This is a genomic window from Sulfitobacter sp. M05, from assembly GCF_029285175.1.
Taxonomy (GTDB): Bacteria; Pseudomonadota; Alphaproteobacteria; order Rhodobacterales; family Rhodobacteraceae; genus Sulfitobacter.
In genome coordinates this window covers 735,281-757,060 of sequence record NZ_JABEDH010000001.1, presented here as the reverse complement: position 1 = coordinate 757,060, position 21,780 = coordinate 735,281, and the positions used below count along the sequence as shown (strand labels likewise).

General features: G+C 56.7%; 22 protein-coding genes, 2 tRNA genes and 1 pseudogene. 17 read left to right on the top strand and 8 right to left on the bottom strand.

Annotated elements, in window-relative coordinates; all coding sequences use genetic code 11:
- Positions 1-44 precede the first annotated feature (44 nt).
- The 4 genes from rnd to HKX44_RS03805 form a co-directional block, all read right to left on the bottom strand.
- Complete coding sequence (rnd, locus tag HKX44_RS03820) at positions 45-1,202, bottom strand: ribonuclease D (protein WP_276149968.1); 1,158 nt, start codon at positions 1,200-1,202, stop codon at positions 45-47.
- Between the two features lie 72 nt (positions 1,203-1,274).
- Positions 1,275-1,883: a phosphoribosylglycinamide formyltransferase gene (purN, locus tag HKX44_RS03815; RefSeq protein ID WP_276149967.1), complete on the bottom strand. Its 609-nt coding sequence runs from the start codon at positions 1,881-1,883 to the stop codon at positions 1,275-1,277.
- A complete protein-coding gene (purM, locus tag HKX44_RS03810) occupies positions 1,880-2,920 on the bottom strand; it encodes a phosphoribosylformylglycinamidine cyclo-ligase (RefSeq protein ID WP_276149966.1) in 1,041 nt (346 codons plus the stop codon). Before purM ends, purN begins: the two co-directional genes overlap by 4 nt.
- 148 nt (positions 2,921-3,068) lie before the next feature.
- Complete coding sequence (locus HKX44_RS03805; RefSeq protein WP_276149965.1) at positions 3,069-4,259, bottom strand: OmpA family protein; 1,191 nt, start codon at positions 4,257-4,259, stop codon at positions 3,069-3,071.
- Positions 4,260-4,533: 274 nt separating this feature from the next.
- On the opposite strand from HKX44_RS03805, the gene HKX44_RS03800 reads away from it, so the two are divergent.
- Positions 4,534-4,610: transfer RNA gene (locus HKX44_RS03800), tRNA-Ile, on the top strand.
- 520 nt (positions 4,611-5,130) lie between these two features.
- On the opposite strand, the gene HKX44_RS03795 is transcribed toward HKX44_RS03800, so the two are convergent.
- Complete coding sequence (locus tag HKX44_RS03795) at positions 5,131-6,456, bottom strand: ATP-binding protein (protein ID WP_276149964.1); 1,326 nt, start codon at positions 6,454-6,456, stop codon at positions 5,131-5,133.
- 45 nt (positions 6,457-6,501) lie between these two features.
- Here HKX44_RS03795 and HKX44_RS03790 point away from each other — a divergent pair, with 45 nt between their 5' ends.
- The 14 genes and pseudogenes from HKX44_RS03790 to HKX44_RS03725 all read left to right on the top strand — a co-directional run bounded on the left by HKX44_RS03790 (position 6,502) and on the right by HKX44_RS03725 (position 14,729).
- Positions 6,502-7,419 (top strand): MBL fold metallo-hydrolase, encoded by a 918-nt coding sequence (locus HKX44_RS03790; protein ID WP_276149963.1) that lies wholly within the window; start codon positions 6,502-6,504, stop codon positions 7,417-7,419.
- 74 nt (positions 7,420-7,493) lie between these two features.
- Positions 7,494-7,568, top strand: a tRNA-Asn gene (locus HKX44_RS03785).
- Positions 7,569-7,682: 114 nt separating this feature from the next.
- Positions 7,683-8,351, top strand: coding sequence for a hypothetical protein (locus tag HKX44_RS03780; protein ID WP_276149962.1), 669 nt, complete (start codon positions 7,683-7,685; stop codon positions 8,349-8,351).
- Positions 8,344-8,754, top strand: a complete 411-nt coding sequence (locus tag HKX44_RS03775) for a phage tail protein (RefSeq protein ID WP_276149961.1) — start codon at positions 8,344-8,346, stop codon at positions 8,752-8,754. Before HKX44_RS03780 ends, HKX44_RS03775 begins: the two co-directional genes overlap by 8 nt.
- A complete protein-coding gene (locus HKX44_RS03770; RefSeq protein WP_276149960.1) occupies positions 8,745-8,957 on the top strand; it encodes a tail protein X in 213 nt (70 codons plus the stop codon). Before HKX44_RS03775 ends, HKX44_RS03770 begins: the two co-directional genes overlap by 10 nt.
- The gene (locus tag HKX44_RS03765) at positions 8,954-9,628 is read left to right on the top strand and encodes a contractile injection system protein, VgrG/Pvc8 family (RefSeq protein ID WP_276149959.1); all 675 of its coding nucleotides are present in this window, start codon (positions 8,954-8,956) and stop codon (positions 9,626-9,628) included. The genes HKX44_RS03770 and HKX44_RS03765 overlap by 4 nt, the downstream gene beginning before the upstream one ends.
- A 40-nt stretch (positions 9,629-9,668) precedes the next feature.
- Positions 9,669-9,977, top strand: a complete 309-nt coding sequence (locus HKX44_RS03760) for a hypothetical protein (RefSeq protein WP_276149958.1) — start codon at positions 9,669-9,671, stop codon at positions 9,975-9,977.
- A gap of 325 nt (positions 9,978-10,302) precedes the next feature.
- A pseudogene (locus HKX44_RS03755) lies at positions 10,303-10,779 on the top strand (DNA cytosine methyltransferase); the annotation flags it as partial.
- Positions 10,780-10,882: 103 nt separating this feature from the next.
- Positions 10,883-11,182: a hypothetical protein gene (locus tag HKX44_RS03750; protein ID WP_276150841.1), complete on the top strand. Its 300-nt coding sequence runs from the start codon at positions 10,883-10,885 to the stop codon at positions 11,180-11,182.
- Positions 11,183-11,333: 151 nt separating this feature from the next.
- Entirely contained in the window at positions 11,334-11,906 is a 573-nt protein-coding gene (locus tag HKX44_RS03745; protein WP_276149957.1) for a hypothetical protein, read from the top strand.
- Positions 11,907-12,346: 440 nt separating this feature from the next.
- Positions 12,347-12,757, top strand: coding sequence for a DUF2852 domain-containing protein (locus tag HKX44_RS03740; RefSeq protein ID WP_276149956.1), 411 nt, complete (start codon positions 12,347-12,349; stop codon positions 12,755-12,757).
- 54 nt (positions 12,758-12,811) lie between these two features.
- Positions 12,812-13,240: an RDD family protein gene (locus HKX44_RS03735; protein WP_276149955.1), complete on the top strand. Its 429-nt coding sequence runs from the start codon at positions 12,812-12,814 to the stop codon at positions 13,238-13,240.
- Positions 13,241-13,334: 94 nt separating this feature from the next.
- On the top strand, positions 13,335-14,156 hold the full coding sequence (locus HKX44_RS03730) for an arginyltransferase (RefSeq protein WP_276149954.1): 822 nt from the start codon (positions 13,335-13,337) through the stop codon (positions 14,154-14,156).
- Between the two features lie 258 nt (positions 14,157-14,414).
- The gene (locus tag HKX44_RS03725) at positions 14,415-14,729 is read left to right on the top strand and encodes a YciI family protein (RefSeq protein WP_276149953.1); all 315 of its coding nucleotides are present in this window, start codon (positions 14,415-14,417) and stop codon (positions 14,727-14,729) included.
- A 106-nt stretch (positions 14,730-14,835) separates the two neighbouring features.
- Here HKX44_RS03725 and HKX44_RS03720 read toward each other — a convergent pair whose 3' ends face one another.
- The 3 genes from HKX44_RS03720 to HKX44_RS03710 all read right to left on the bottom strand — a co-directional run bounded on the left by HKX44_RS03720 (position 14,836) and on the right by HKX44_RS03710 (position 19,375).
- Positions 14,836-17,187, bottom strand: coding sequence for a TRAP transporter large permease subunit (locus tag HKX44_RS03720; protein WP_276149952.1), 2,352 nt, complete (start codon positions 17,185-17,187; stop codon positions 14,836-14,838).
- Positions 17,187-18,155: a C4-dicarboxylate ABC transporter permease gene (locus HKX44_RS03715; protein ID WP_276149951.1), complete on the bottom strand. Its 969-nt coding sequence runs from the start codon at positions 18,153-18,155 to the stop codon at positions 17,187-17,189. Before HKX44_RS03715 ends, HKX44_RS03720 begins: the two co-directional genes overlap by 1 nt.
- A 131-nt stretch (positions 18,156-18,286) precedes the next feature.
- A complete protein-coding gene (locus HKX44_RS03710) occupies positions 18,287-19,375 on the bottom strand; it encodes a TRAP transporter substrate-binding protein (RefSeq protein ID WP_276149950.1) in 1,089 nt (362 codons plus the stop codon).
- A gap of 251 nt (positions 19,376-19,626) precedes the next feature.
- On the opposite strand from HKX44_RS03710, the gene HKX44_RS03705 reads away from it, so the two are divergent.
- Positions 19,627-21,048, top strand: coding sequence for a cache domain-containing protein (locus tag HKX44_RS03705; RefSeq protein WP_276149949.1), 1,422 nt, complete (start codon positions 19,627-19,629; stop codon positions 21,046-21,048).
- Positions 21,045-21,689: a response regulator transcription factor gene (locus HKX44_RS03700; protein ID WP_276149948.1), complete on the top strand. Its 645-nt coding sequence runs from the start codon at positions 21,045-21,047 to the stop codon at positions 21,687-21,689. Before HKX44_RS03705 ends, HKX44_RS03700 begins: the two co-directional genes overlap by 4 nt.
- Positions 21,690-21,780: the final 91 nt, after the last annotated feature.

Here is a 21,780-nt window from a genome sequence, read left to right as displayed (position 1 = left end):
CATTTGCTTTTCCTTGTTAATTTTCAATGCCTAACGGTGAGGTTTTAAACCTCGACCACCTGTACATCATTGCCTTTGGCCGTCAATGCGATCTTGCCCTCACAGAGGCGCAGGGCATCCGTGCCAAACACCTCGCGCCGCCAGCCCTTGAGGGCCGGCACATCGCGCACTCCAGCTGCCATCGCGTCCAGATCAGATGCCGGTGCGATCAGCTTGGCAGCGACTCCCGCTTGTTCGGTCTTGGCCTTCAACAGAACCCGCAACAAATCTGCCAGCGCCGGATTTACCTGAAGCTTTTCACGGCTGCGGTCCGGTTTTGGCAAGTCTTCGGGACGGGCTTTCACCCCTTTGGCGATCCCTGCCAGAATACCATCGGCGATGTCCCCCTTTCGGGCTTCGCGCAGCAACAACCGGGCGCGGCCCAGCTCTTCATGGTTGCTGGGTTTGAGACTGGCCAGCTCGACCAAAGCATCGTCCTTATAGACCCGGTTGCGCGGCACATTGCGTTTCTGTGCGTAATCCTCGCGGAAGGCCGCCAGTTCACGCACGATCCCCAGAAATTTAGGTGAATTTGTCCGTGTCTTCACCCGTTTCCACGCATCTTGCGGCGCGGTGATATAGGTATCGGGAGAAGTCAGGTTGGTCAGCTCTTCCTGCACCCAACGCGCACGACCGCTCTCTTCCAGCTTCTCGGACAAAAACTCATAAATCTGGCGCAGGTGTGTGACATCCGCCAGTGCATATTTCTTCTGTGCGTCGGACAACGGGCGGCGTGACCAATCGGTAAACCGTGAGGATTTATCAACACCTTCGTGGCAAATCTTGCGGACAAGGGTTTCGTAACCGACCTGTTCACCAAAACCACAAACCATCGCAGCAACCTGCGTGTCAAACAGCGGTTCAGGGAAGACCTGTGCGTCGACAAAGAAAATTTCGAGATCCTGACGCGCGGCATGGAAAACTTTGACCACGGATGTGTCGCGAAACAGATCATAAAGCGGCGCAAGCGAAATGCCATCAGACAACGGGTCCAGCAATACCGCATTGCTGTCATCGGTCCCCGGCATCGCCAGTTGCACCAGACAGAGTTTGGAATAATACGTCCGTTCCCGAAGAAACTCTGTATCTACAGTAACATAGGGATGATTGGCGGCCTGCGTGCAAAAGTCGGCAAGGTCTTCGGTTGTTGTTATTGTTTTCATGCTCTCACTTTGCAAAGAAAAGGCTGTTCCGTCTGTGGCCAATAGCTACATCACAGACAGGTGATTTACCAGTCAACCGTGCAATTGCACCGCAGTGTGATCGCCGGCAGCAAAGCGACGCAAGACAGCTGGATAAAGTTTATGTTCCAGCGTCAGCACCCGCGCGGCCAGTGTTTCCGCCGTGTCATCCTTGCCTATGTTCAGGCTTGCCTGACCCAAAATCGGCCCATCATCCAATGCTGCTGTAACCTCGTGAACAGTACAGCCATGATCGGCGTCGCCCGCGTCGAGCGCCCGCTGATGGGTATGTAGCCCTTTGTATTTCGGTAACAAAGACGGGTGAATATTGATCATCCGGCCTGCCCATTGGTCGGTAAAGCCGCCTGTCAGCTTGCGCATAAATCCGGCAAGACAGATCAGATCGGGCGCATAAGGTGCCAATGCCGTGCTGATAGCCTGTTCAAAGGCCGTGCGGTCACCGGCAAAGGGGCGATGATCCACAACCTCTGTGGGGATGCCACGTGATTGCGCCCATGCGATCCCGCCAGCATCAACCTGATTGGAAAAGACCACACAGGGGCGTGCCGGGTGATCCTCCTGTGCAGATCCGGTCATATCATCAACCAGCGCCCGCATGTTCGACCCGCCACCGGACAGGAAAATCGCAACCTGTTTGGTCAAAGCAGGCTGCCCTTGTATGCAACCCCTGCCCCCGCGGTGATCCGGCCCATTTCAAAAGCCTGATGTCCATCGGTCGCAAAGGCCGCTTTCGCTGCCTCAAGTTGATCTGGCGATACCACCGCGATCATGCCAACACCGGAGTTGAATGTCTTGAGCAGTTCGGCCTCGGCCATGCCGCCGGAGGATGCCAGCCATTTGAACACCGGCGGCAACTCCCACGCGGTCAGGTCAATCTCGGCACCCAACCCCTCGGGCAGAACCCGCGGCAGGTTTTCTGTCAGACCACCACCGGTAATATGGGCCAGCGCCTGAACGCAATCTTCCCGCAGGGCCGCAACAGCACCTTTGACATAGAGTTTGGTTGGCGTCAGCAAGGCCGCGCCAAGGGTGCCCTCGCCCCACGGGCAGGCATCTTCCCAAGCAAGGCCAGAGGTTTCAACAATCCGTCGCACCAGTGAATACCCGTTGGAATGCACGCCGTCACTTGGCAAGCCCAGCAAAACGTCGCCCTCGGCGACACCGCGCGGCAATTCTGTACCGCGCTCCATCGCACCAACAGAGAAACCCGCCAGATCAAAATCGCCCGCGTGATACATTCCCGGCATCTCGGCGGTTTCACCACCAATCAGCGCACAACCGGACAGGGCACACCCTTCGGCGATGCCTTCGATAATGCGTGTCGCCTGATCCAGCTCCAGCTTGCCAGTTGCGAAATAGTCGAGGAAAAACAGCGGTTCAGCCCCTTGGCAAACCAGATCGTTGACGCACATAGCGACCAGATCAATGCCGATGCCGTCTACATTTCCAGTATCAATTGCAATCCGCAATTTGGTGCCCACACCATCCGTGGCGGCCACCAACACCGGATCAACAAACCCTGCGGCCTTGAGGTCAAACAGCGCCCCGAACCCACCAAGGCCGGACATGGTGCCTGGCCGTGCGGTGCGTTTGGCCGCCGGCTTGATCCGCTCAACAAGCGCGTTTCCTGCATCGATGTCGACGCCTGCATCAGCGTAGGTCAACCCGTTCTTTGTCATGCGTGATCCCCAGTGTTCAGACAATGACGCCGCGATACCCTATCAACCCGAGCCAAGCAACCACAGGGGCAGCGACAAATGCACTGTAAAGCAAAAAACCCCGCCCTTCTGCCCTGCCCGCGAAGCCGCCCGTTGCCGGCAAATCAACTCAGTCTGAAACCACCTGAAAATCCAGCCGGGATTGCGATGCCCCGGGATCGCCCAAAACGGGCACCGCATAAGAAGGTGCGCCAACCAGCAATCGCCCCTTATCATGCCCCGCCGCAATCAGCGCGTTTCGCATCGCCAGTGCCCGCAACCAGCCGGTCGACACATTCTCCCGGCTTTCGCTGCCTTTGGCGTGCAACCCGACAATACGCAGCCAAGCCCCGTCACAATCAGCCACTTCAGCGGCAAGGCCCAGCAATCCATCAATGTCGTTGGCAGCAGCCACGATGGACCCCGGCGCGTAGAATTGATGTAGCTTGGCCGCTTTTCGATCCAATTGCGCCACACACCTCCCGGCGGGTGCCAAACCGACCTTTGCGGGCGATGCAAAGCTGGCCTGATGGACCGGTTTCGTAATCGAAAACGCCACGCGACGGTCATAATAAGCTGCGCTTTTTTCACCCGTGACCTTTGCGGGTCGGGTGTCGCCGAACCCGACAGCAGTGAACCGCGTGGTATCAATACCGGAGGCTGCCAAGCGGTTTATCACGGCCTCGGCCCGCATTTTGCTGAGCTTCAGGTTAGATGCCGGATCGCCAGACGGATCTGAATGCCCCTCGACCCGCACGGCGTAGCCCGGACAATCCTGCAAGACCATACCCAACAACCGTGCTGCCGAAAGCCCAGTCTCTTCGCCCGACAGCGTTCCAGAGGGAAAATAGACCCGGGTTGAAGACGCAAGTTCGTTCAATTCTTGATTGCAGGAGGATGCCAAAGCGGGAACCGGGCGCGCCCATGCGACCACCCCAGCCCTGCTGTCACCGACAAACGGATCGGTCTGCCCCACTGGCTCGGCCAGTTGTTCCTCTGCAGGCGCGATTTGCAAAAGGTCGAGTGGCGCATTGCGGGTCACCTGTACAGCCGATGTCTGATCTGCAGTTGTAAACAGGTCTGTTGCCTCTGGCCTGCCGGTATCCGTCCCTTGTGGATCGGCCAAAGCTGCGGCGACCGACGCATTGAATTTCGCCAATTGCCGCTGGTCATGAAGGTCGCCTGCTGCGACAACCGCGCTCTGTGGACTGCCAGAACCGCCACGCGGCAGTCCGCCTTCACGATCCGGATACCCCATGACCACCAATATGAAGGCCGTAATTGGTGCCACCCACACAATATTTTCTTTAAAAAATGACATTTTTGCTCAATCCCCCCGAATTCTTGCGGCTGCATCGGCCAGGATCCCCACACCGTGACAGCCGCACAACCTGTAGTGTAGCTTACCTAAGGTACAGTCAAGATAAAGTAAGCCTGACCGGAAAGTAACCGACATTTCTTTCCCTGCGTCCAGTCGCCCTCCCGCTCAAGCGAACCAGGCGTCTCTCCCTTCTGTCGGCCACACCGCGCAAGCGCAAAAACACAAGCCAAGCCTTGACGAACCTCTTGGCGCAGAATACGTCCGGGTCCGTGGCGGGCCTGTAGCTCAACTGGTTAGAGCAGAGCGCTCATAACGCTTTGGTTGCGGGTTCAAGTCCTGCCGGGCCTACCATCACACTGATATCATTGAAAAATATGTAGTGAATTTCTGTGGACAGAGATTGTTTTCCTCAACTCCACTAACCACTACAGCAGTAGATTCGTAATAATCACCCAAAAGAAAAGGCCTCGATGGGCCTAGGCTATTATTCAAACATCACCAGCATGATGATTATGAATGCAATCCAGAAGAAGGGCATTTACTTCTCCGACTGGAAACAATGCATGCCCACCGAGCTGTCCGTGGCAAACGATGCTACGCAGGTTGTGTCCGGCGAGGACTTCGGGGTCCATTCATAAACACGGAAGTCAAATCCATGTGCTTCCACCCGATAGGCCTGTGACGAGATGGATTCCAACTACAGCTCTGTACTAGGCCAAGTCATCCACACAGATCCTGAAACAGGGAAGAAGACATACTTCCCTGCCCCTGGCCATGGCTTAATGACGCCATTAGTCTGCCAACCAGTACGACAACGGTTCAGCGTCAGGGGGGGATTGTTTGCGATCTGCAAACCACGGAGAATACTGCGCTATCGGGCGATCACGATATCGGCACGCAGCCCGCCCAGACGCTGGGATTCGCCCAGACGCAAAACGCCGCCATGTGCCCGCGCGATGTCCGTTGCAATCGCCAAACCAAGCCCGACACCGCCGCCCAGATCCTGATTGCGCGCCGCATCCAGACGGGTAAAGGCCCGGGTGGCTTCGGCACGGCGGTCTTCCGGGATACCGGGGCCGTCATCCTCAACCCGGATGCGCAGGGTCTTGTCGGTTAACATCACCGATACCTCTGCCCGCGCGCCATAGCGCACCGCATTGGAAATAAGGTTGTCCACAGCCCGCCGGATCGCCACCTGACGCAGCTTAACCCTGCCACGGCCATCCCCCTCGGGGGCCAGCAACACCACATCGCGCCCCGCCCGCTCTGCCTCGGCCACAATCTCGGTCACCAGATCGAAAGGGACAACCGGTTCCGGCGTGCCTTCAGCCGCCCCTTTGGCAAAGTTGAGGAATTCATCCAGCATCCGCTGCATGTCATCCACATCCTGTATCAGCGGCTCGGCTTCATCATCCTCCAACATCGACAGGCTGAGTCGCATGCGCGTAAGCGGCGTGCGCAAATCGTGACTGACCCCGGAAAGCAAAAGCGTCCGCTGTTCAATATGGCGTTCGATCCGGTTGCGCATGTCGATAAAGGCGTTGCCCGCGCTGCGCACCTCGACAGCGCCGGCAGGGGAATAGGGTTCATGCCTGCCGCGCCCAAAGGATTCGGCGACCCGCGCCAGACGTTTGATCGGCCGAAGCTGGTTGCGCAGATAGACAAAGGCAATAAAGGTCATCAGCACGCCGAAAAAGATTGTATAAACAAACAGTTGATGCGGATTGCTTGCCGAAATGCGCCGCCGGTCAAAGACAATCTTCAACGGGCCTTTGTCCGACATCAGAAACAGACGCACGGCATTGCCACGGATCAGGTCCACCGCCCTGAACTCGGGCATATTATCTGCAAACCGTTTGGCGCTGACCCGTCCAGAATAATCGTACCACGCCATTAGATTGCCCTCTGGCACATCTGCCGCCGTGACCGATACAACCTCTATCTCAAGCTTGCCCAGCCGGGCCGCCACTTCCTTGGAAACAACCGACCGGCTTGGCGCAGCCTCGACCACCTCCTGAACCAAGGCCAGTTCCCGCAAAACCGTATCGGTCATCTGATGGGTCACGCCCTCAAAGTGGCGCTGCGCAAACAGAACAGTCACCACCAGCTGAATGATCACCACCGGCAACAGCAGGATCAGCGCGGCCCGCCCGTAGATGCCGCGTGGCATATATTGTTTGAGCCAAAGGAAAGACATGGGCTACAGCTTACCCAGCACCATACCCTAGTGAAAGGCCAAACCATGCTGCCCCCTGACGACTTTGACCCCGCCATCGGTGTCGCCGAAGAACTGGAGCCCGGATTGCGCAGGCTGGTCGCACCGAACCCCTCACCGATGACCTATCGCGGCACCAATACCTATTTACTGGGAACAGGTGGCCTTGCCGTAATCGATCCGGGCCCCGCAGATGATTCCCATCTGGCGGCGATTCTGGCATCTGTCGGGCCGGATCAGAAAATCACCCATATCATTGTGACCCATACACACCTTGACCACTCCCCCCTGGCCCGGCCGCTGGCCGATGCCTGCGGCGCACCGATCCATGCCTTCGGCGGAGCCACCGCGGGACGCTCAGAAGTTATGCAGGAATTGGCCCAAAGCGGATTGATCGGGGGCGGTGAAGGTATCGACAGCAATTTTGCCCCCGATATCCTTCTGAAGGATGGCGAGGTTTTACATGGAGATGGCTGGCAACTAGAGGCGCTGCACACCCCGGGGCATATTGGCAACCACCTGTCGCTTGGCTGGGGAGATGCCTGCTTCACGGCAGATCATGTGATGGGCTGGGCCTCGTCACTGGTTTCTCCCCCCGATGGCGACCTCACGGATTTTATGGCCTCCTGCGCCAAACTGGCACAAGGGGACTGGCGCATATTCTATCCCGGTCACGGGGCGGCAGTCACCGACACTGCCGGACGGTTGGCATGGCTGGTAGCACACCGGAATTCACGCGAGACCGCGATTTTGCAGGCGCTTGATGCCGGCCCCGCAACTGCGCGCAGCATCGCAGAACATGTTTACGCCGAAACGCCCGCCGCCCTGCTGGGGGCTGCCACCCGCAATGTCCTCGCCCACCTCGTTGATCTCACGGGGAAAACCACTGTCGAACCTCGCGGCCCCTTGCATGCAGAGGCCGAATTTCAAAGGGTCGTAAGGTAAGGCAAAAAATATCCGAATTTCGGGAAAATTCCTCTAGACGTCCCAAAACACTTTGGCTATTACGCCTTTACCGTTCCGACGTAGCTCAGCGGTAGAGCAGTTGACTGTTAATCAATTGGTCGTAGGTTCGATCCCTACCGTCGGAGCCATAAAAAGCCACTAAGCTCAACAGCTTGGTGGCTTTTTTGCATTTCAGGAAATTTCAAGCGATCAGGTTGGGGAACAGGTCGGCGGTGCTGCCTGGGACAAACACGACATCGGCTATGACGCAGGCTTTCCAGCAGGTCCACGGCAAAGCCGCACCGGGTGCGCAAGATGGCGCGGTGAAAACACAGGTGCAGACAGGTGATCTTGATGCCGCCGGGGAGAAAACCACCGCGTTGAAATCCGATCTGAGCGAGGTTGGTCAGTCCGTCACACGGCCCCGCATCGATGCCACCCAGATCGACCGCGCCATCAAGCGCGCTGACCTTCTTCAACAGCGGATTAAAGCCCTTGCAAATCCAGCGAGAACGGGCGTGCCATCGCCGGGTCCGGGAGGCGGTCCTGCCATTCAGAAACGCGCGGTCGGTGGCTCTTTTGGTCGCGGCTGGTTGATGACGGGGGAGCAAGGTCCGGAGCTGGAATACCGTGATCGTGGCGGCTGGATACTGCACAACCGTGGCCTTCAGCAGATGATGGCATTGTCGCAGCGGGTGCGGCACAACATCAGCTCGACACCAGCCTTCCGGATCGCCAGCGCCAGACCCCGTGTCGCCGCCGGTGCTGGCGGCGGCGGTGGCGGCGGTCGTTCGCTCAGCATCGGCGATATTCATGTCCACGCGGCCCCCGGCATGGACGTGAACGCTTTGGCCCGTGCAACCCGCGATCAGGTCAAGCGTGCCATGGGTGGCGATGACGCGGATCTGCACGATGGGGGTCTTTATGCTTGATCTGGTCATGATGGCGCTGGGGGCTTTGCGGTTTGGCATCGGTCAGACGTCCTATCAGAAGCTCACCCGCTCTGCTGAGTTCCGTTGGGAACAGGTGGACCGCATCGGGCGCTATCCGTCGCTTCAGTTCATGGGGCCCGGCGCAGAAACCATCCAGCTCAGTGGCGTGATCTATCCGCATTTCCGAGGGGGTCTGCGTCAGATTGATTTGATGCGGGAGTTCGCAAAGAACGGTCAGCCGTTCCTGTTGGTCGATGGCATGGGGTGGGTCTGGTCACGCTGGGTCATCACCAACATCGAAGAGACCAAAACCCACTTTCTGACGGACGGCGCACCCCGAAAAATCGAGTTCAACATCACCTTAAAAGTCTATGGGCAGGATGGAGACGGGCTATGGTTTTGACCTACACCACCCACGCCGGTGACATGCTCGATCGTGTGTGCCACGCGCACTATGGCCGTGAGGATCATCTTGCAAAAGTCTATGACGCCAATCCGGGTCTGGCGGCTTTTGGCAATACCCTGCCTTACGGGCTGACCATCACCCTGCCCGATCTGGCCCCGCCAACGCGGCGCGCCACACAACGGCTCTGGGGGACAACATGACCCCTGAGTATCTCATTCTGGCAGATGGCGTCGACGTCACGCTCAACATCCGTGACCGGCTGGTCCAGTTGTCGATCACCGATGACGAGGGTGTCAAAGCCGATCGGCTGGACATGACCGTGGATGACCGCGACGGCGTGCTTGCCCTGCCAAAGCACGGGGCCGCTCTTGAGGTGCATCTGGGCTTCCGAGAAACCGGGTTGACCCATATGGGCCGCTATATCGTCGATACCACCGAAGGTTCCGGCCCCCCGGCTGTCATCCAGATCGGCGCGAAAGCTGCCGACATGGGATCAGGCATTCGGGCACCGCGCACCCGTGGCTGGAGAGACACCACGCTGGGCGACATCGCCAAGAAAATTGCCAGCGAAACCGGCCTGCGTCCCGTTATCGGAGCGTCCATTGCGGACACCCCCTACCCCTATGTTGCACAGACCGCCGAGAGCGATCTGCACTTTCTGACCCGGCTGGCCCGCGTCTTGGATGCCACCGCAAAACCAGCGGCGGGCACCTTGCTGGTGGTCAAGCGTGGCGAAGGTCTGACGGCTGACGGCCAGCAGATCGTTGCGCAGCCCATTCTGGCGTCCGAACTGACCCGCTGGCAGTGGGATAGCCCCGAACAATTGGCACGGCTTCATCGCCGTTCATGTAGCAAACGCCGGGGCGATTAAATGCCCCGGTTTCAATCGACATCAATTTAGGACGAAATCAATGCACTCGACATTCGGACGAGCACTGACCGGATTTTTCCTTCTGACCGCAGCAATTGCGCTCATGGCCGTCGTGGCCCTCTGGGCGCTGGATGCATTCGGAGGGGGTATCTCGTGGGCTTCGCTACTGGTCGTTTTGGTTGCTCTGGTTGTTGAAGGGGGCGTTTACAGCAGCACGCTGCACGAACCCATCTACAATTGGATCAAGGAACCTGAACGGCTCGAAGCAGAGGCTGAACGACGACAAAGGGCCGCTGAAACGGCTGAAACCATCAGGAAATCAGGTCTTACTGATCCAATCCCCCCTTAGAGCCAATCCCTTACAGGAGGTCAGAGGGCGTTAACACGCCCTCTGACACGGGGCTTAAGCTCTCACACCAGACCCCGCCGACCAGGTAAACATTATGGCCGCTCCCACCCTGATCAGGGAAAGGCCACAATGAGGTGATTCCACCCCGTGAACCAAGAAGAAATTAGATGCACCGGCTGTTCAAAGCTGCTATTTAAGATGGATAACGGCGGCTTAGCTGGGAGCTTGTCAATCAAGTGCCCCAGATGCCGCCAGTTTAACAATTTGAGGCCAATGACGAGCCCTTCACCAGAGCGACCTGATCGCGAAGGAAAAGAGGCTACATGTGGCTCTTCATACCACCAAAAGACATAACGACTTTCGCGGCATCAGTCTTTGCGCCGGTGTCGGCGGATTGGACCTTGGACTGCATATCGCAGAACCCGGATATCGAACTGTTTGTCATGTCGAGCGAAACAGTTACAGCGCGGCCACTCTCGTGGCGCGGATGGCGGATACGTCCTTGGCTCCGGCTCCTGTATGGGACAATCTCAAATCCTTCGATGGCAACCCGTGGCGCGGAAAAGTTCATATCATCACTGCCGGATATCCGTGCCAACCGTTCACTCTCAGCGGCAATCGAAAGGGAAACGACGATCCAAGACATCTCTGGCCAGAGGTCGCTCGGATCACCTCAGAGGTCCAGCCAGAGTGGGTGTTCTTCGAAAACGTGCCCGGACATCTCACCCTTGGCTTCCAAGACGTCTGCCGAGACCTTCAGGAAATGGGCTACCGGATTGCAGCGCGGGTCGTATCAGCGGCGGAAGTTGGCGGGACGCATACCCGTGAAAGGGTGTTCATTCTGGGCCACGCCGACTGTGAAAGGGTCAGGCAACCGGGCCTGTCTGGCCATTGGTCCGCAGGGGATGGCGTTCAAGATCGATCAGAATCAAGTCGGCAGTCAGATCGGGTTGAAAAACCAAGCAACAACCTGGACGCTCTTCTGGGACTTGGCAACGGCGATGGGATGGAAGGGCAACAACTTCCCCCATTCCCACCGATGCCGAGTGATCTTGCTGAATGGCGAAAAACACTCGACCGGTGCCCTGACCTTAAACCCAGCGTTCAGCGACTGGATGATGGGATGGCCCTCTGGGTGGAGCGATCCGCTGCGGCCGGCAACGGGGTGGTCCCCTTGGCTGCGGCAAATGCGTGGCAGTATTTAAGAGGAGTGTTAATGGCCCCTTAAAGGGGCCATTTTTGGTATCTACCTAAGAATGCCTCAATGGCAGGTACGCGGGACGCAGCGGACAACAACTCCAGTGCTATTCATCATTTGTATTTGCTAGAGCAAAGGCGACCACATATCACTCGGGTATGATTACTTTCACATTTGACACCAACTGTTTGATAGATCTTTCCGAAGAGAGGGAAGCTGCAAATTACATCTGGGAACTCATTGAAGGTCACCGAAAAAACGATGTGTCTGTTGCCTTCATAGCCGTTAGTGCCTCTGAGCGACAGAAAGGCGACTATTTTTTGCCTACCTATGGCGATTTTCTGGGTCGTTTGAAAGCTGTTGGCGTGGAAGACATTCCACAAATTTTTGGCATACTTTACCAAGATATCAGTTATTGGGACGCAGCAATTTGGGGGTCAGAAGAAAGTGACAAATTGGAACGCGAAATTCATAAGGTTTTGTTTCCAAATTTGCCTTTTGCGCTCGATGACTACGCCGTTTCGCTCTCCAAAACGGTGGATGGTCTATCCGCAAAACAACATTTCAAGTGGCGAAACGCTTGGTGTGACCGCCAGATGATTTGGTCTCACATTCATCACCAGCGGCATGTTTTCGTTACAGGCGACCGGAATTTTAGAAAGATACAGAAATGTGCGCGTTTTGAAGGTTGTGTTGTTGCGACACCAAAGGAAGCCATCTCAATGGTTTGATGTCTACGTAGGGCGGCGGTTTCAATGGGAGAGCGCAACAACAGCACTACATCAGGCGGTGATTATTGCCGTATATGAAGCATTAGAACAAAAACTGTTTGCTGCAGAAATGTCTGTCATTCACTGCAGAAATTGGTGTCGCGCTACAGCTACATTCACCACAATCAACCGTTCAAAGGCTCTTTAACACACATTTAACGAAAAACTGTTTGCTGCAAATATCTCTGTCATTCACTGCAGAAATTGGTGTCGCGCTACGGTCAGGCTCTACACCTAAGCCACTGATTTAAAGGCAATTCTTAAATAAATGTAAATAACATTCACATTTTTCCTTGCATCCGGCCAAACAATCCCCATTTTGATAAATGTAAAAGGCATTCACATAAGACCTTTTAAGCAGCTAGGCCGCAGTCAGGCCTACATATTCGAAAGGCCCGACCATGAACACACTTGCATCCGAGCAACCATTTGCGACCCGTCCAAATTGGTTTGCCCGCACAGAAAACTGGCTTGACGCCAAGGGCAAAGGCGCATGGATCGCCGCTATGGTCCTCTGCTTCGTCTTTTTCTGGCCGGTTGGCCTCGCCCTTCTTGCTTATATGATCTGGAGTAAACGTATGTTTTCTGGCAAATCCTGCGCACAGCGCCGCAGCCGCACCGTGATGTCCACCCGCAGCACCGGCAATTCCGCCTTTGACGCCTACAAGGCCGATACGCTGCGCCGTCTTGAAGAAGAGCAGACCAATTTCGAGGCCTTCCTGGAACGTCTGCGCGATGCCAAGGACAAAGCCGAGTTCGACCAGTTTATGGACGACCGCGCCAAACGTGAAGACGCCCCAAACGAGGCTTAAACTTCCTTGCCCTCTGGTCCACACCGGAGGGCACCCAAAATAGAGAACAAGACAATGATGACACCCGACCCCGAAATCCAACCACAATTTTACGCAAGCGTGCCCAGCAAACGGCTTATGGCATGGATATTCGACATGATCCTGATTTTTGTCATCTGCTTGATCATTCTGCCCTTTACGGCCTTTACCGGTCTGTTTTTCTTTCCCTTTCTGATGCTGGTTGCCGGATTTCTCTACCGCGTCGCGACATTGGCGAGCGGCTCGGCCACTTGGGGAATGCGGCTTATGTCTCTTGAAATCCGTCAGGGTGACGACCGCCCGCTGGATGGGCTGACCGCCTTTTTGCACACGTTGGGCTATTCCGTTTCCTTGGCCATCCCCATCTTACAGCTCATCTCGGTTGTGCTGATGCTGACATCGGCGCGCAAACAAGGGTTAACCGACAAGGTGCTTGGTACTGTTGCCCTGAACAAACGCCGCTAAGATCTGCCACCAATAGAACGCATTTTACTAAAAACACTGCTTGGCGGCATGCAAGCACAGGGTTACACTCTTCCCGTCTCAGAGATTGGAACCCATGCGCCACACACTCCCGCTCACGCCACAGTTCTATGTCACCGCCCCCCAGCCCTGCCCCTATCTTGAGGGCCGGATGGAGCGGAAACTGTTCACGGCGTTGCAGGGGGAAAACGCAAACGCCCTGAATGACAGCCTGTCAGCACAGGGGTTTCGCCGGTCGCAGAATGTGCTGTATCGCCCGTCCTGCGCGGATTGCGCCTCCTGCCTCTCCGCCCGCATCAATGTCGCCGCCTTTAGCGCCAGCCGCAGCCAACGGCGCACCCTGGCACGTAATACAGGTCTGGAACGGCGCGCCACCTCGCCCTGGGCGACAGAAGAGCAATACGACCTGTTCCGCCGCTATCTGGACAGCCGCCATGCGGATGGCGGTATGGCGGATATGGATGTCTTTGAATTCGCGGCAATGGTCGAAGAAACGCCGATCCGTAGCCGCGTCATTGAATATATCGACAAGGAAAGCCGGGATCTGGTCGGCGTCTGCCTGACCGACGTGCTGGCCGACGGCGTCAGCATGGTCTATTCGTTTTACACACCTGACCGCCCCAAGGATGGCTTGGGTAATTTCATCATACTGGACCACATCGAGATCGCCCGAAATGCCGGCCTGCCCTATGTTTATCTTGGCTACTGGGTCCCCGGCAGTCAAAAGATGGGCTATAAGGCCAAGTTCTCGGGTCTCGAAGTCTATCTTGGCGGCCAGTGGCAACGGCTGGAAGACCCGGACGCTTTTGAACCGGCCCAGCACCCGCTCAGCAATGATCCGATCGCCGAACAGGTCGCAAATATCGCCCTGCCCGATCTGGCCCACAGACGGCGCTGAGATAGCCTTCTCTTTTTGGCCTTAAATACTGCGGCGCAACCCTCGCGCAGACCAAACCGCTCCTGTTGCACAGCGCCGTTGCCCCTCGCGTGGCCATCGGGACGGCCAGAACCCGCCACAGGTTAGTCGATGATGTTTCTCTTTGGCTTGCTGGTGTTCTTCCGGGTTGCACTCATGCGGCACGACGTCAAAGGCTGGTATTGTTGTTAGGCAGCTTTAGTGCGACATCAGAAACAGCTTCAGATCATGGATAAATGAATGCCAAAGATACCTACCAATCAGAACTTTTTTGTTGTTGATCTTCACTACATCGCTTCCTTTGACAAGATAGAGCCCGCTTTGGAGGGACATGTCGCCTTCCTTGAGGATAACTATGCTGCCGGCAATTTCATTGCGTCAGGCCCAAAAGAACCGCGCATTGGTGGTGTGATCATCGCGACGGCCAGCGCACGAGCCGAACTGGAGGAGATGCTGGCCGCAGACCCTTTCAAACAGCAAGGGTTGGCCGAATACACAATCACGGAATTTCGCCCTTCGATGCGGGCAGACCAGCTTAGCGCCGGAACGGTCTGAAGCAATGTAACTTTTGCAACCTCACAGACCAGCCGCGTTTCGGCTCGGAAACCTAAAAGGCCGCCCCATGAAGGCGGCCTTTTAGGTTTCTAGCGCTCAGCTCTCTTTACGGGATCAGATCCGGCACGATCGTCACAATCGACGGGAAGAACCACAAGATCGCCAGCCCCGCGACCTGGATCAGCACAAAGGGGACAATCCCGCGATAGATGTGCTGTGTGGTCACACTCGCCGGGGCAACCCCGCGCAGATAGAACAGCGCAAACCCGAAGGGCGGCGTAAGGAAGGATGTTTGCAGGTTCACCGCAATCATGATCGTGACCCATTTAGGATCAAAGGTACCGCCATAGATGACCGGCCCGACGATGGGCACCACAATGTAGATGATCTCAAGGAAATCCAACACAAAACCCAGAACGAACAGCACCAGCATTACCAGCAGGAAGACCGTCAACTCATTGTCAAAGGACTTGAGGAACTGTTGGATATAGTGTTCGCCGCCAAAGCTGATGACCACGAGGTTCAGCAATTGCGACCCGATCAGAATTGTAAACACCATCGACGTCACCTTGGCTGTTTCCCGCACCACTGGTGTCAGAACCCCGTGGGTGAAGAGGATCCAGCAGGAAAACAGCAGACCGAACACCGCATAGAGATAGGCCCCATAAGCGACAAAGAAGGCAATCCAGCTTTCGGCAGAGACACCATCCTGATTGATCCGCAGGTCAAAGTTCACACCCACCAGAATGCAGACGATGATCGCCAGGGTCGACCAGATGATCACCTTGGGCGAGCGGTCTTCGTCCCGCAGCTTGCGGTACGCCGCGAGCATAATCGCCCCACCTGCGCCAAGCGCCGCAGCGGGTGTCGGGTTGGTGATCCCGCCAAGGATCGACCCCAGCACCGCAACGATCAGCATCAGCGGCGGGAATACCACACGGATCAACTCGTTCGCCGCGCAGAGTTTGGTCGCATAAACCACACCGTAAAGGATCAGGGCAAAAGGAATGGCCATCAGTACAACCGTTGCCCCTGCCGAGGTTGTCGGGCCCAGCAGCAGGATGTCCACCAGCACCGCAAGGATCACACCGATGCCGCCAATGATCAGTGGGCGAGTCTCCGACGAGGGCGATACACCGCGCCCCGTTGTCAGGAACAGCGACAACATCACCAGCAGGATTGCAATGCCGGTCCCGATGGGCGCGGCCTGCTCAATCTTCGCCGCCTGTTTGGCCGCGAAATCCTCATCGCTCAGCTTTTCGGCCTGGGCAAGACCGCCAGCGTCTTCGATCACCTGTTGCTCGGCAAGGGCTTTGTCCCAAGCATCCTGTCCATGAAGTTCGATCATGGATGCTTTGCATTCCTCGCCGACATTGGTACGCAGGCTGGCCGCCTCACCGATGTCAGAAAAGCTTGAAACCGTTGTGGACTGGCTGCCGACAATCCCGAGATTGCCCAGCACAATTGTGCCCACAACCAACAAAACAGGCGCGCCAAGGAACCATGTGAAGGCTTCGTTGCGGGTGATCGGCTCGGAGTTGGTCGAGCCCATAGCGACAGCCGGTGCTTTGTCAGGGTTCAGCATCGCATACCCAAAGGCATAAAGCGCATATAGCAGCGCCAGCATGATCCCGGGCAGCAAGGCGGCCTGAAACAGCGTGCCGACAGAAACAACTGCCGGCTCGCCCAGCAGGGTCAGCGCATCGGTACAGCCTGCAACCTGAGCGCGGGCCTCTTGCGCGGCAGAATACAAATCCCCCGCCAAAGTGCCCAGCAGCACGATCACGATGGACGGCGGAATAATCTGTCCCAAGGTGCCCGAGGCCGCGATGACGCCCGTCGCAATTTCCGGCGAATAGTTGTTCCGCAGCATGGTTGGCAGGGCCAGCAGACCCATGGTCACCACAGTCGCCCCGACGATGCCGGTAGATGCCGCAAGGAAAGCCCCCACAACCACAACCGACACGGCCAGACCACCGGGCAGCGGTCCAAAAACCTTGGCCATTGTGGTCAGCAGGTCATCAGCAATCTTGGAACGCTCCAGCGTGATGCCCATCAGCACAAACATCAGCACCGCCAGCAAAGTCTCGATCGACTGCCCCGCCAACACACGTTCGTTCATCCGGTTGACGATAAAGGAAACGTTGCGGTCCAACGCGGTTTCCCAACCGTCCGGAAACACCGATACTGCGATCCTTGGCAAATCCGGATATCGAAACAGCGACACAGTATCTTCTTTGACCCCTGAATTCACCAGCGCGCGGTATGCGTCAGAGGATGTGTCGATTGCCTGATGGATCAGCAAGCCGGCAGAATCCATTGCCGCAATAATGGCAAAGGAAATGATACCCGCGCCACCAATGGCAAAGGCCACCGGAAAACCCGAAAGGATACCGCCAAACAGGCAGATAAAGACAATAATCAGGCCAACTTCGACCCCATCGAGACCAAAAAACATCAGTGCGTTCCCTCATATGCTTCTTCGCCTTCGCCGAGGGTATCTTTGTCGAGATACTTGCCTTCAGAGTCCGGGCCTTCTTTGAATTCGCACCAGCTGCGATAAAATACGGCAATTGCCTGCAAGATCACCATTGCGCAGAACAGGCACAGCAGGATCTTGAAAATGAAATAGCCGTTGAACCCGTTGGGAGAGAACCCGATGGTTTCCACGTTCCATTTCAACACCCGCGCCTTGCGCAACAGCAACTCAAGCCGGTCAGAGGCAGATGGGTTTGGCGTCACCAGATGGCGCCACATAAAGAACCAACCGTAAAGCCATGTCACAACCGCAAAGGGGATCATGAAAAACAACGCGCCGAACATGTCGACGATCTTTTTGGTGCGGAACTTTGCGCCTGCATAAAACAGATCGACCCGCACATGGCCGCCCTGCACAAAAGTATAGGATACACAAAGACAGACCACCAAGGCATTGAAAAGCTTCAACTCTTCGGCGAACCACGAAATGTCGAATTGCAGCGGGATACCAAAGCCGATGGAGATATCAGGCCGGGTAAAAATCCGTTGCATGAAAACGATAATGATCTGTTGCAACACCATGATCAAACCGGCCCAGGCGAACAAACGTCCAACACCATTGCCCAGCCACTCCAGCCCGCGCACAATCGACCACATCAGTTCGCGCCGGCGCATGGCAACGCCCGTCAAGATCAGCAAGGCCAGTAGCAGAACAAAGAAAAGTTCCGTCGACGCCCCGTAATAGATGAACCGCATCATCGCCTGCGGGTCCGACCAGTTCAACCAAAGGGTCGGCTGAAGAATTGCCGCGAACAGGTTATAAGGGGCCTCTACCAGGTTCCCCAGAATAAACTGCACCCCGCCAGAATCCTGGAACTTATCAAGACAGCTGAGCTTTGCACCTTCAGCTGCACGGAAAAATCCCGAACATACCACGTCTTCGGCCATTTTGTCTCCTCCCCGGAGCGCACGTCGGGGCGTTCCCCGTTTTGTGCGTATCAGGCGTTTGCACCCGTCGTTTGAATTGCATCAAGGGCCGCTGCAATCTGCGCGGCCCTTAAGGTTGTTATCGCAAAGGCTTAGCCCTTGTTGCGGACACGCTCGCGCTGTTCGACATAGAATGCGTCGGACTTGGAGAGCCATTCCGCAGACGAGGTCAGCGAGGCTTCAAAGCTCTCGCGTGTGCGTGCGAACAGGTCGTCGCCCATGTTCTCATCCATTACTTCGGAAGACGCGGCACCGAACGCATCCCATACATCATCCGAGAACTGCATGGTTTTCACACCCTGCTGCTGCAAGCGCGCCAATGCGGCACCGTTGTTGGCCAGTGTCTGAGCCAGCTGAATGTGCGTGGTCGCCATTGTTGCATACTCGATGATCTTCTGGTGCGCTGGGGACAGGCCGTTGAAGACGTCAAGGTTAACTGCGCAAGCAAGACCGGAACCCGGCTCGTGGAAACCAGCCGTGTAGTAGACTTTTGCAACTTCTTGGAAGCCCGCGCGTTCGTCGGCAAACGGGCCAACCCACTCCAGACCGTCCAGTGCGCCGGAAGACAGCGCCTGATACAGTTCGCCGCCGGGAATGTTCTGAACAGATGCGCCCAGTTTACCCAGAACCTTGCCACCAAGGCCCGGCATACGGAATTTCAGACCGTTAAAGTCTGCCGCTGAACCGATTTCGTTGCGGAACCAACCACCGGACTGGGAACCGGAGTTACCTGCGAGGAAGGATTTCAGGTTAAAGATTTCGCCCAGCTCGTTGTGCAGCTCGTGACCGCCGCCGTGGTGGTACCAGTTTGTCAGCTCTTGCGCTGTGCCGCCGAATGGAACCGCGGTGTAATATGCGTAGGCTGGGTGCTGGCCGATGAAATAGTAGTCAGCCGAGTGATACATGTCCGCCTGACCGGAGGAAACGGCGTCGAATACTTCGAATGCACCAACCAGTTCACCGGGGGCCTTTTTGTCGATGGTCAGAGTGCCGTCAGACATCTCGTTGACCATGTTGTTCAGATAGGTTGCCGCATCGTCCAGCACGGCGAAACCGCGCGGCCAAGATGTGACCATTGTCAGTGTCTTTTTGCCTTGCGCGTAAACCGGTGCGGCCAATGTCGTGGCGGCAGCGGCAGTACCACCGAGGGCAGATGTCTTCAGAAATGAACGACGATCCATAGGGTTACTCCTCCCGAGTAGAATGCCCGCGTCGCGCAGACTCGCACGCGCAGGTCGTTTCAAGTGCAGCCACCCTAACAATGGTTGCGAGAAGTGGAATACCTAGTTCTACGTACGGGGGTGCCCAATTCGACTTAATCCATTGATCTATATTCTTATTTTGCGCAATCTCGACCAAAAGAGAGCAAAAGATCCCCCCCTGCGGCCCGCCTGCCCTTTGATTCGGCCACGATTCGGCGTATCGAATCGTTATGCGGCGGTTTCTTCGTTCCTTCGTCCTCAGCTATGCCCAAAAGCTCACGCTTTTGGCGGCGATACCGCTGATTGTGGCGGTCGCCGCAATTGCCGTGATCGTGGCCATTCAGGCCCGCGCCCTGGCTGAACGCGAGATTTTCACCCTTGAGGCCCAGTTGATCGAGGCCAAGAAAGCAGAGCTGCGCAACTATGTGACCCAAGCCCGCAATGGCTTCTACTTTATCTACGGCAATGCCGCCCCGGATGATGATCAGGCAAAGCGTCGGGTGGCACAGATCCTTTCGGCAATGATCTATGGCGATGAGGGGCAGTTTTTTGTCTATGATTATGACGGCAATCAATTGGTCAGCCCGCGCCAGACCGATCGGATCAACCAAAACTGGCTCGGCCAGACCGACAGCGAAGGCACAGAGATTGTTGACGCACTGATCCGCATTGCACGCAAGGGTGCAGGACATCACAGTTACCTCTGGCCAAAACCCAGCACAGGAGAAGAAGCCCGGATGATCACCTATGTGACCTCCTTCCCCTCCTGGCAATGGGCCGTTGGCACCGGCGTGTTCATCGACGATGTGCTTGCCTCTGTCGCCAGTGCGCGCGCGGATGTAGAGGCACGGGTGCAGCGCACCTTTGTCTACATTGGCGGCATCACGCTGGCGGCGCTGTTTGTGGTCTTTGCCACCGGCATGGGGGTGAACTTGCGCGAACGCCGGCTGGCGGATGCCAAGCTGAAGAAACTGACCGAACGGGTGTTTGACGCCCAAGAAGAGGAACGCGGCCGCGTGGCGCGGGAATTGCACGACGGGATCAGCCAGATTCTGGTTGGTGTACGTTATGCGCTGGACAGTGCGCGCCGCCGGCTGGAACGCGGCGATACACAGGCGGCAGACCCTCTGGCCAAAGGCATCGACAGTCTGGGCGAAGCCATCATCGAAGTGCGCCGGATCAGCCGTGATCTGCGTCCCGGTGTGCTGGATGATCTGGGCCTTGGCCCGGCGATCAAAACATTGGTGGAAGAATTCGAGGCTCGCACAGGCATCAAGGGGCGGATTGAAACGGCAGTGTTTCGCAACCGATTGGACGACGAGGCCAAGATTGCACTTTACCGCATCGCCCAAGAGGCCTTGACGAATGTGGAACGACACGCAGGCGCACAACAGATCGACGTCAGCCTGCGTGGGCACCGCCATGGCGCAACCTTGATCATCCGCGACAACGGGCGCGGCATTGCGCCTAACCGCTCGGCCAGCTCTTCGGGGCTAGGACTGCGTAACATGCAGGAACGCATGGAACAGGTGGGCGGCAAACTGGTAGTGCGCAACAGCAAGGCCGGCGGCACCAGTATTGAAGCCACCGTTCCTTTGAGCCATATGCTACCGCCACAGAACCCTGAACAACCCAAGGTTGCCGCCGAATGACAAACCAAGTGCGTGTTGTAATTGTTGATGACCACCCGATGGTTGCCGAGGGCATTCAGTCTATTCTGGAAAGTTATGACGATGTCACCGTTATTGCGACCCTCAGTACAGGGCGCGCAATGATTGACCAGCTGGACCAGTTGAACCCCGACGTGATCCTGATGGATCTGAACATGCCCGACATTGGCGGGCTGACCGCCACAGAAATTGTGCTGGAACGCCGCCCCGAAACCCGCATCGTGATCCTAACAATGCACGACAACCCCGAATACATCTCAAGCGCACTTAGTCACGGGGCCAAGGGTTACCTTCTCAAGGATGTGCCGACGGACGAGATCAAACAAGCCATCGACGTGGTGATGGCTGGCGAACGCTATCTTTGCACAGGGGCGCAGGGATCAATTGCGCCAAAAGAGGACACGGACCGCGAGGCCTTGACCCAGCGTGAACAGACGATCCTGCTGCAACTCGCCTCTGGTAAATCCAACAAGGAAGTCGCGGGTCAGCTGGATATCTCTGTGCGCACGGTCGAGACTCATCGCAAGAATATCAAACGCAAGCTTGGCATCTCCAGTACTGCGGGACTGACCCGCTATGCCATGGAACACGGTGTATTGCAGGGCACCGGCGTCAGGTTATGACGCCACCGCGTTAGGGTCAGGGACCGGCCGCCCAGCCTGTTGATCCCTTAAAGCCACCTTTCGTTTTACACTTATCCAAGTGCGTCAGGCC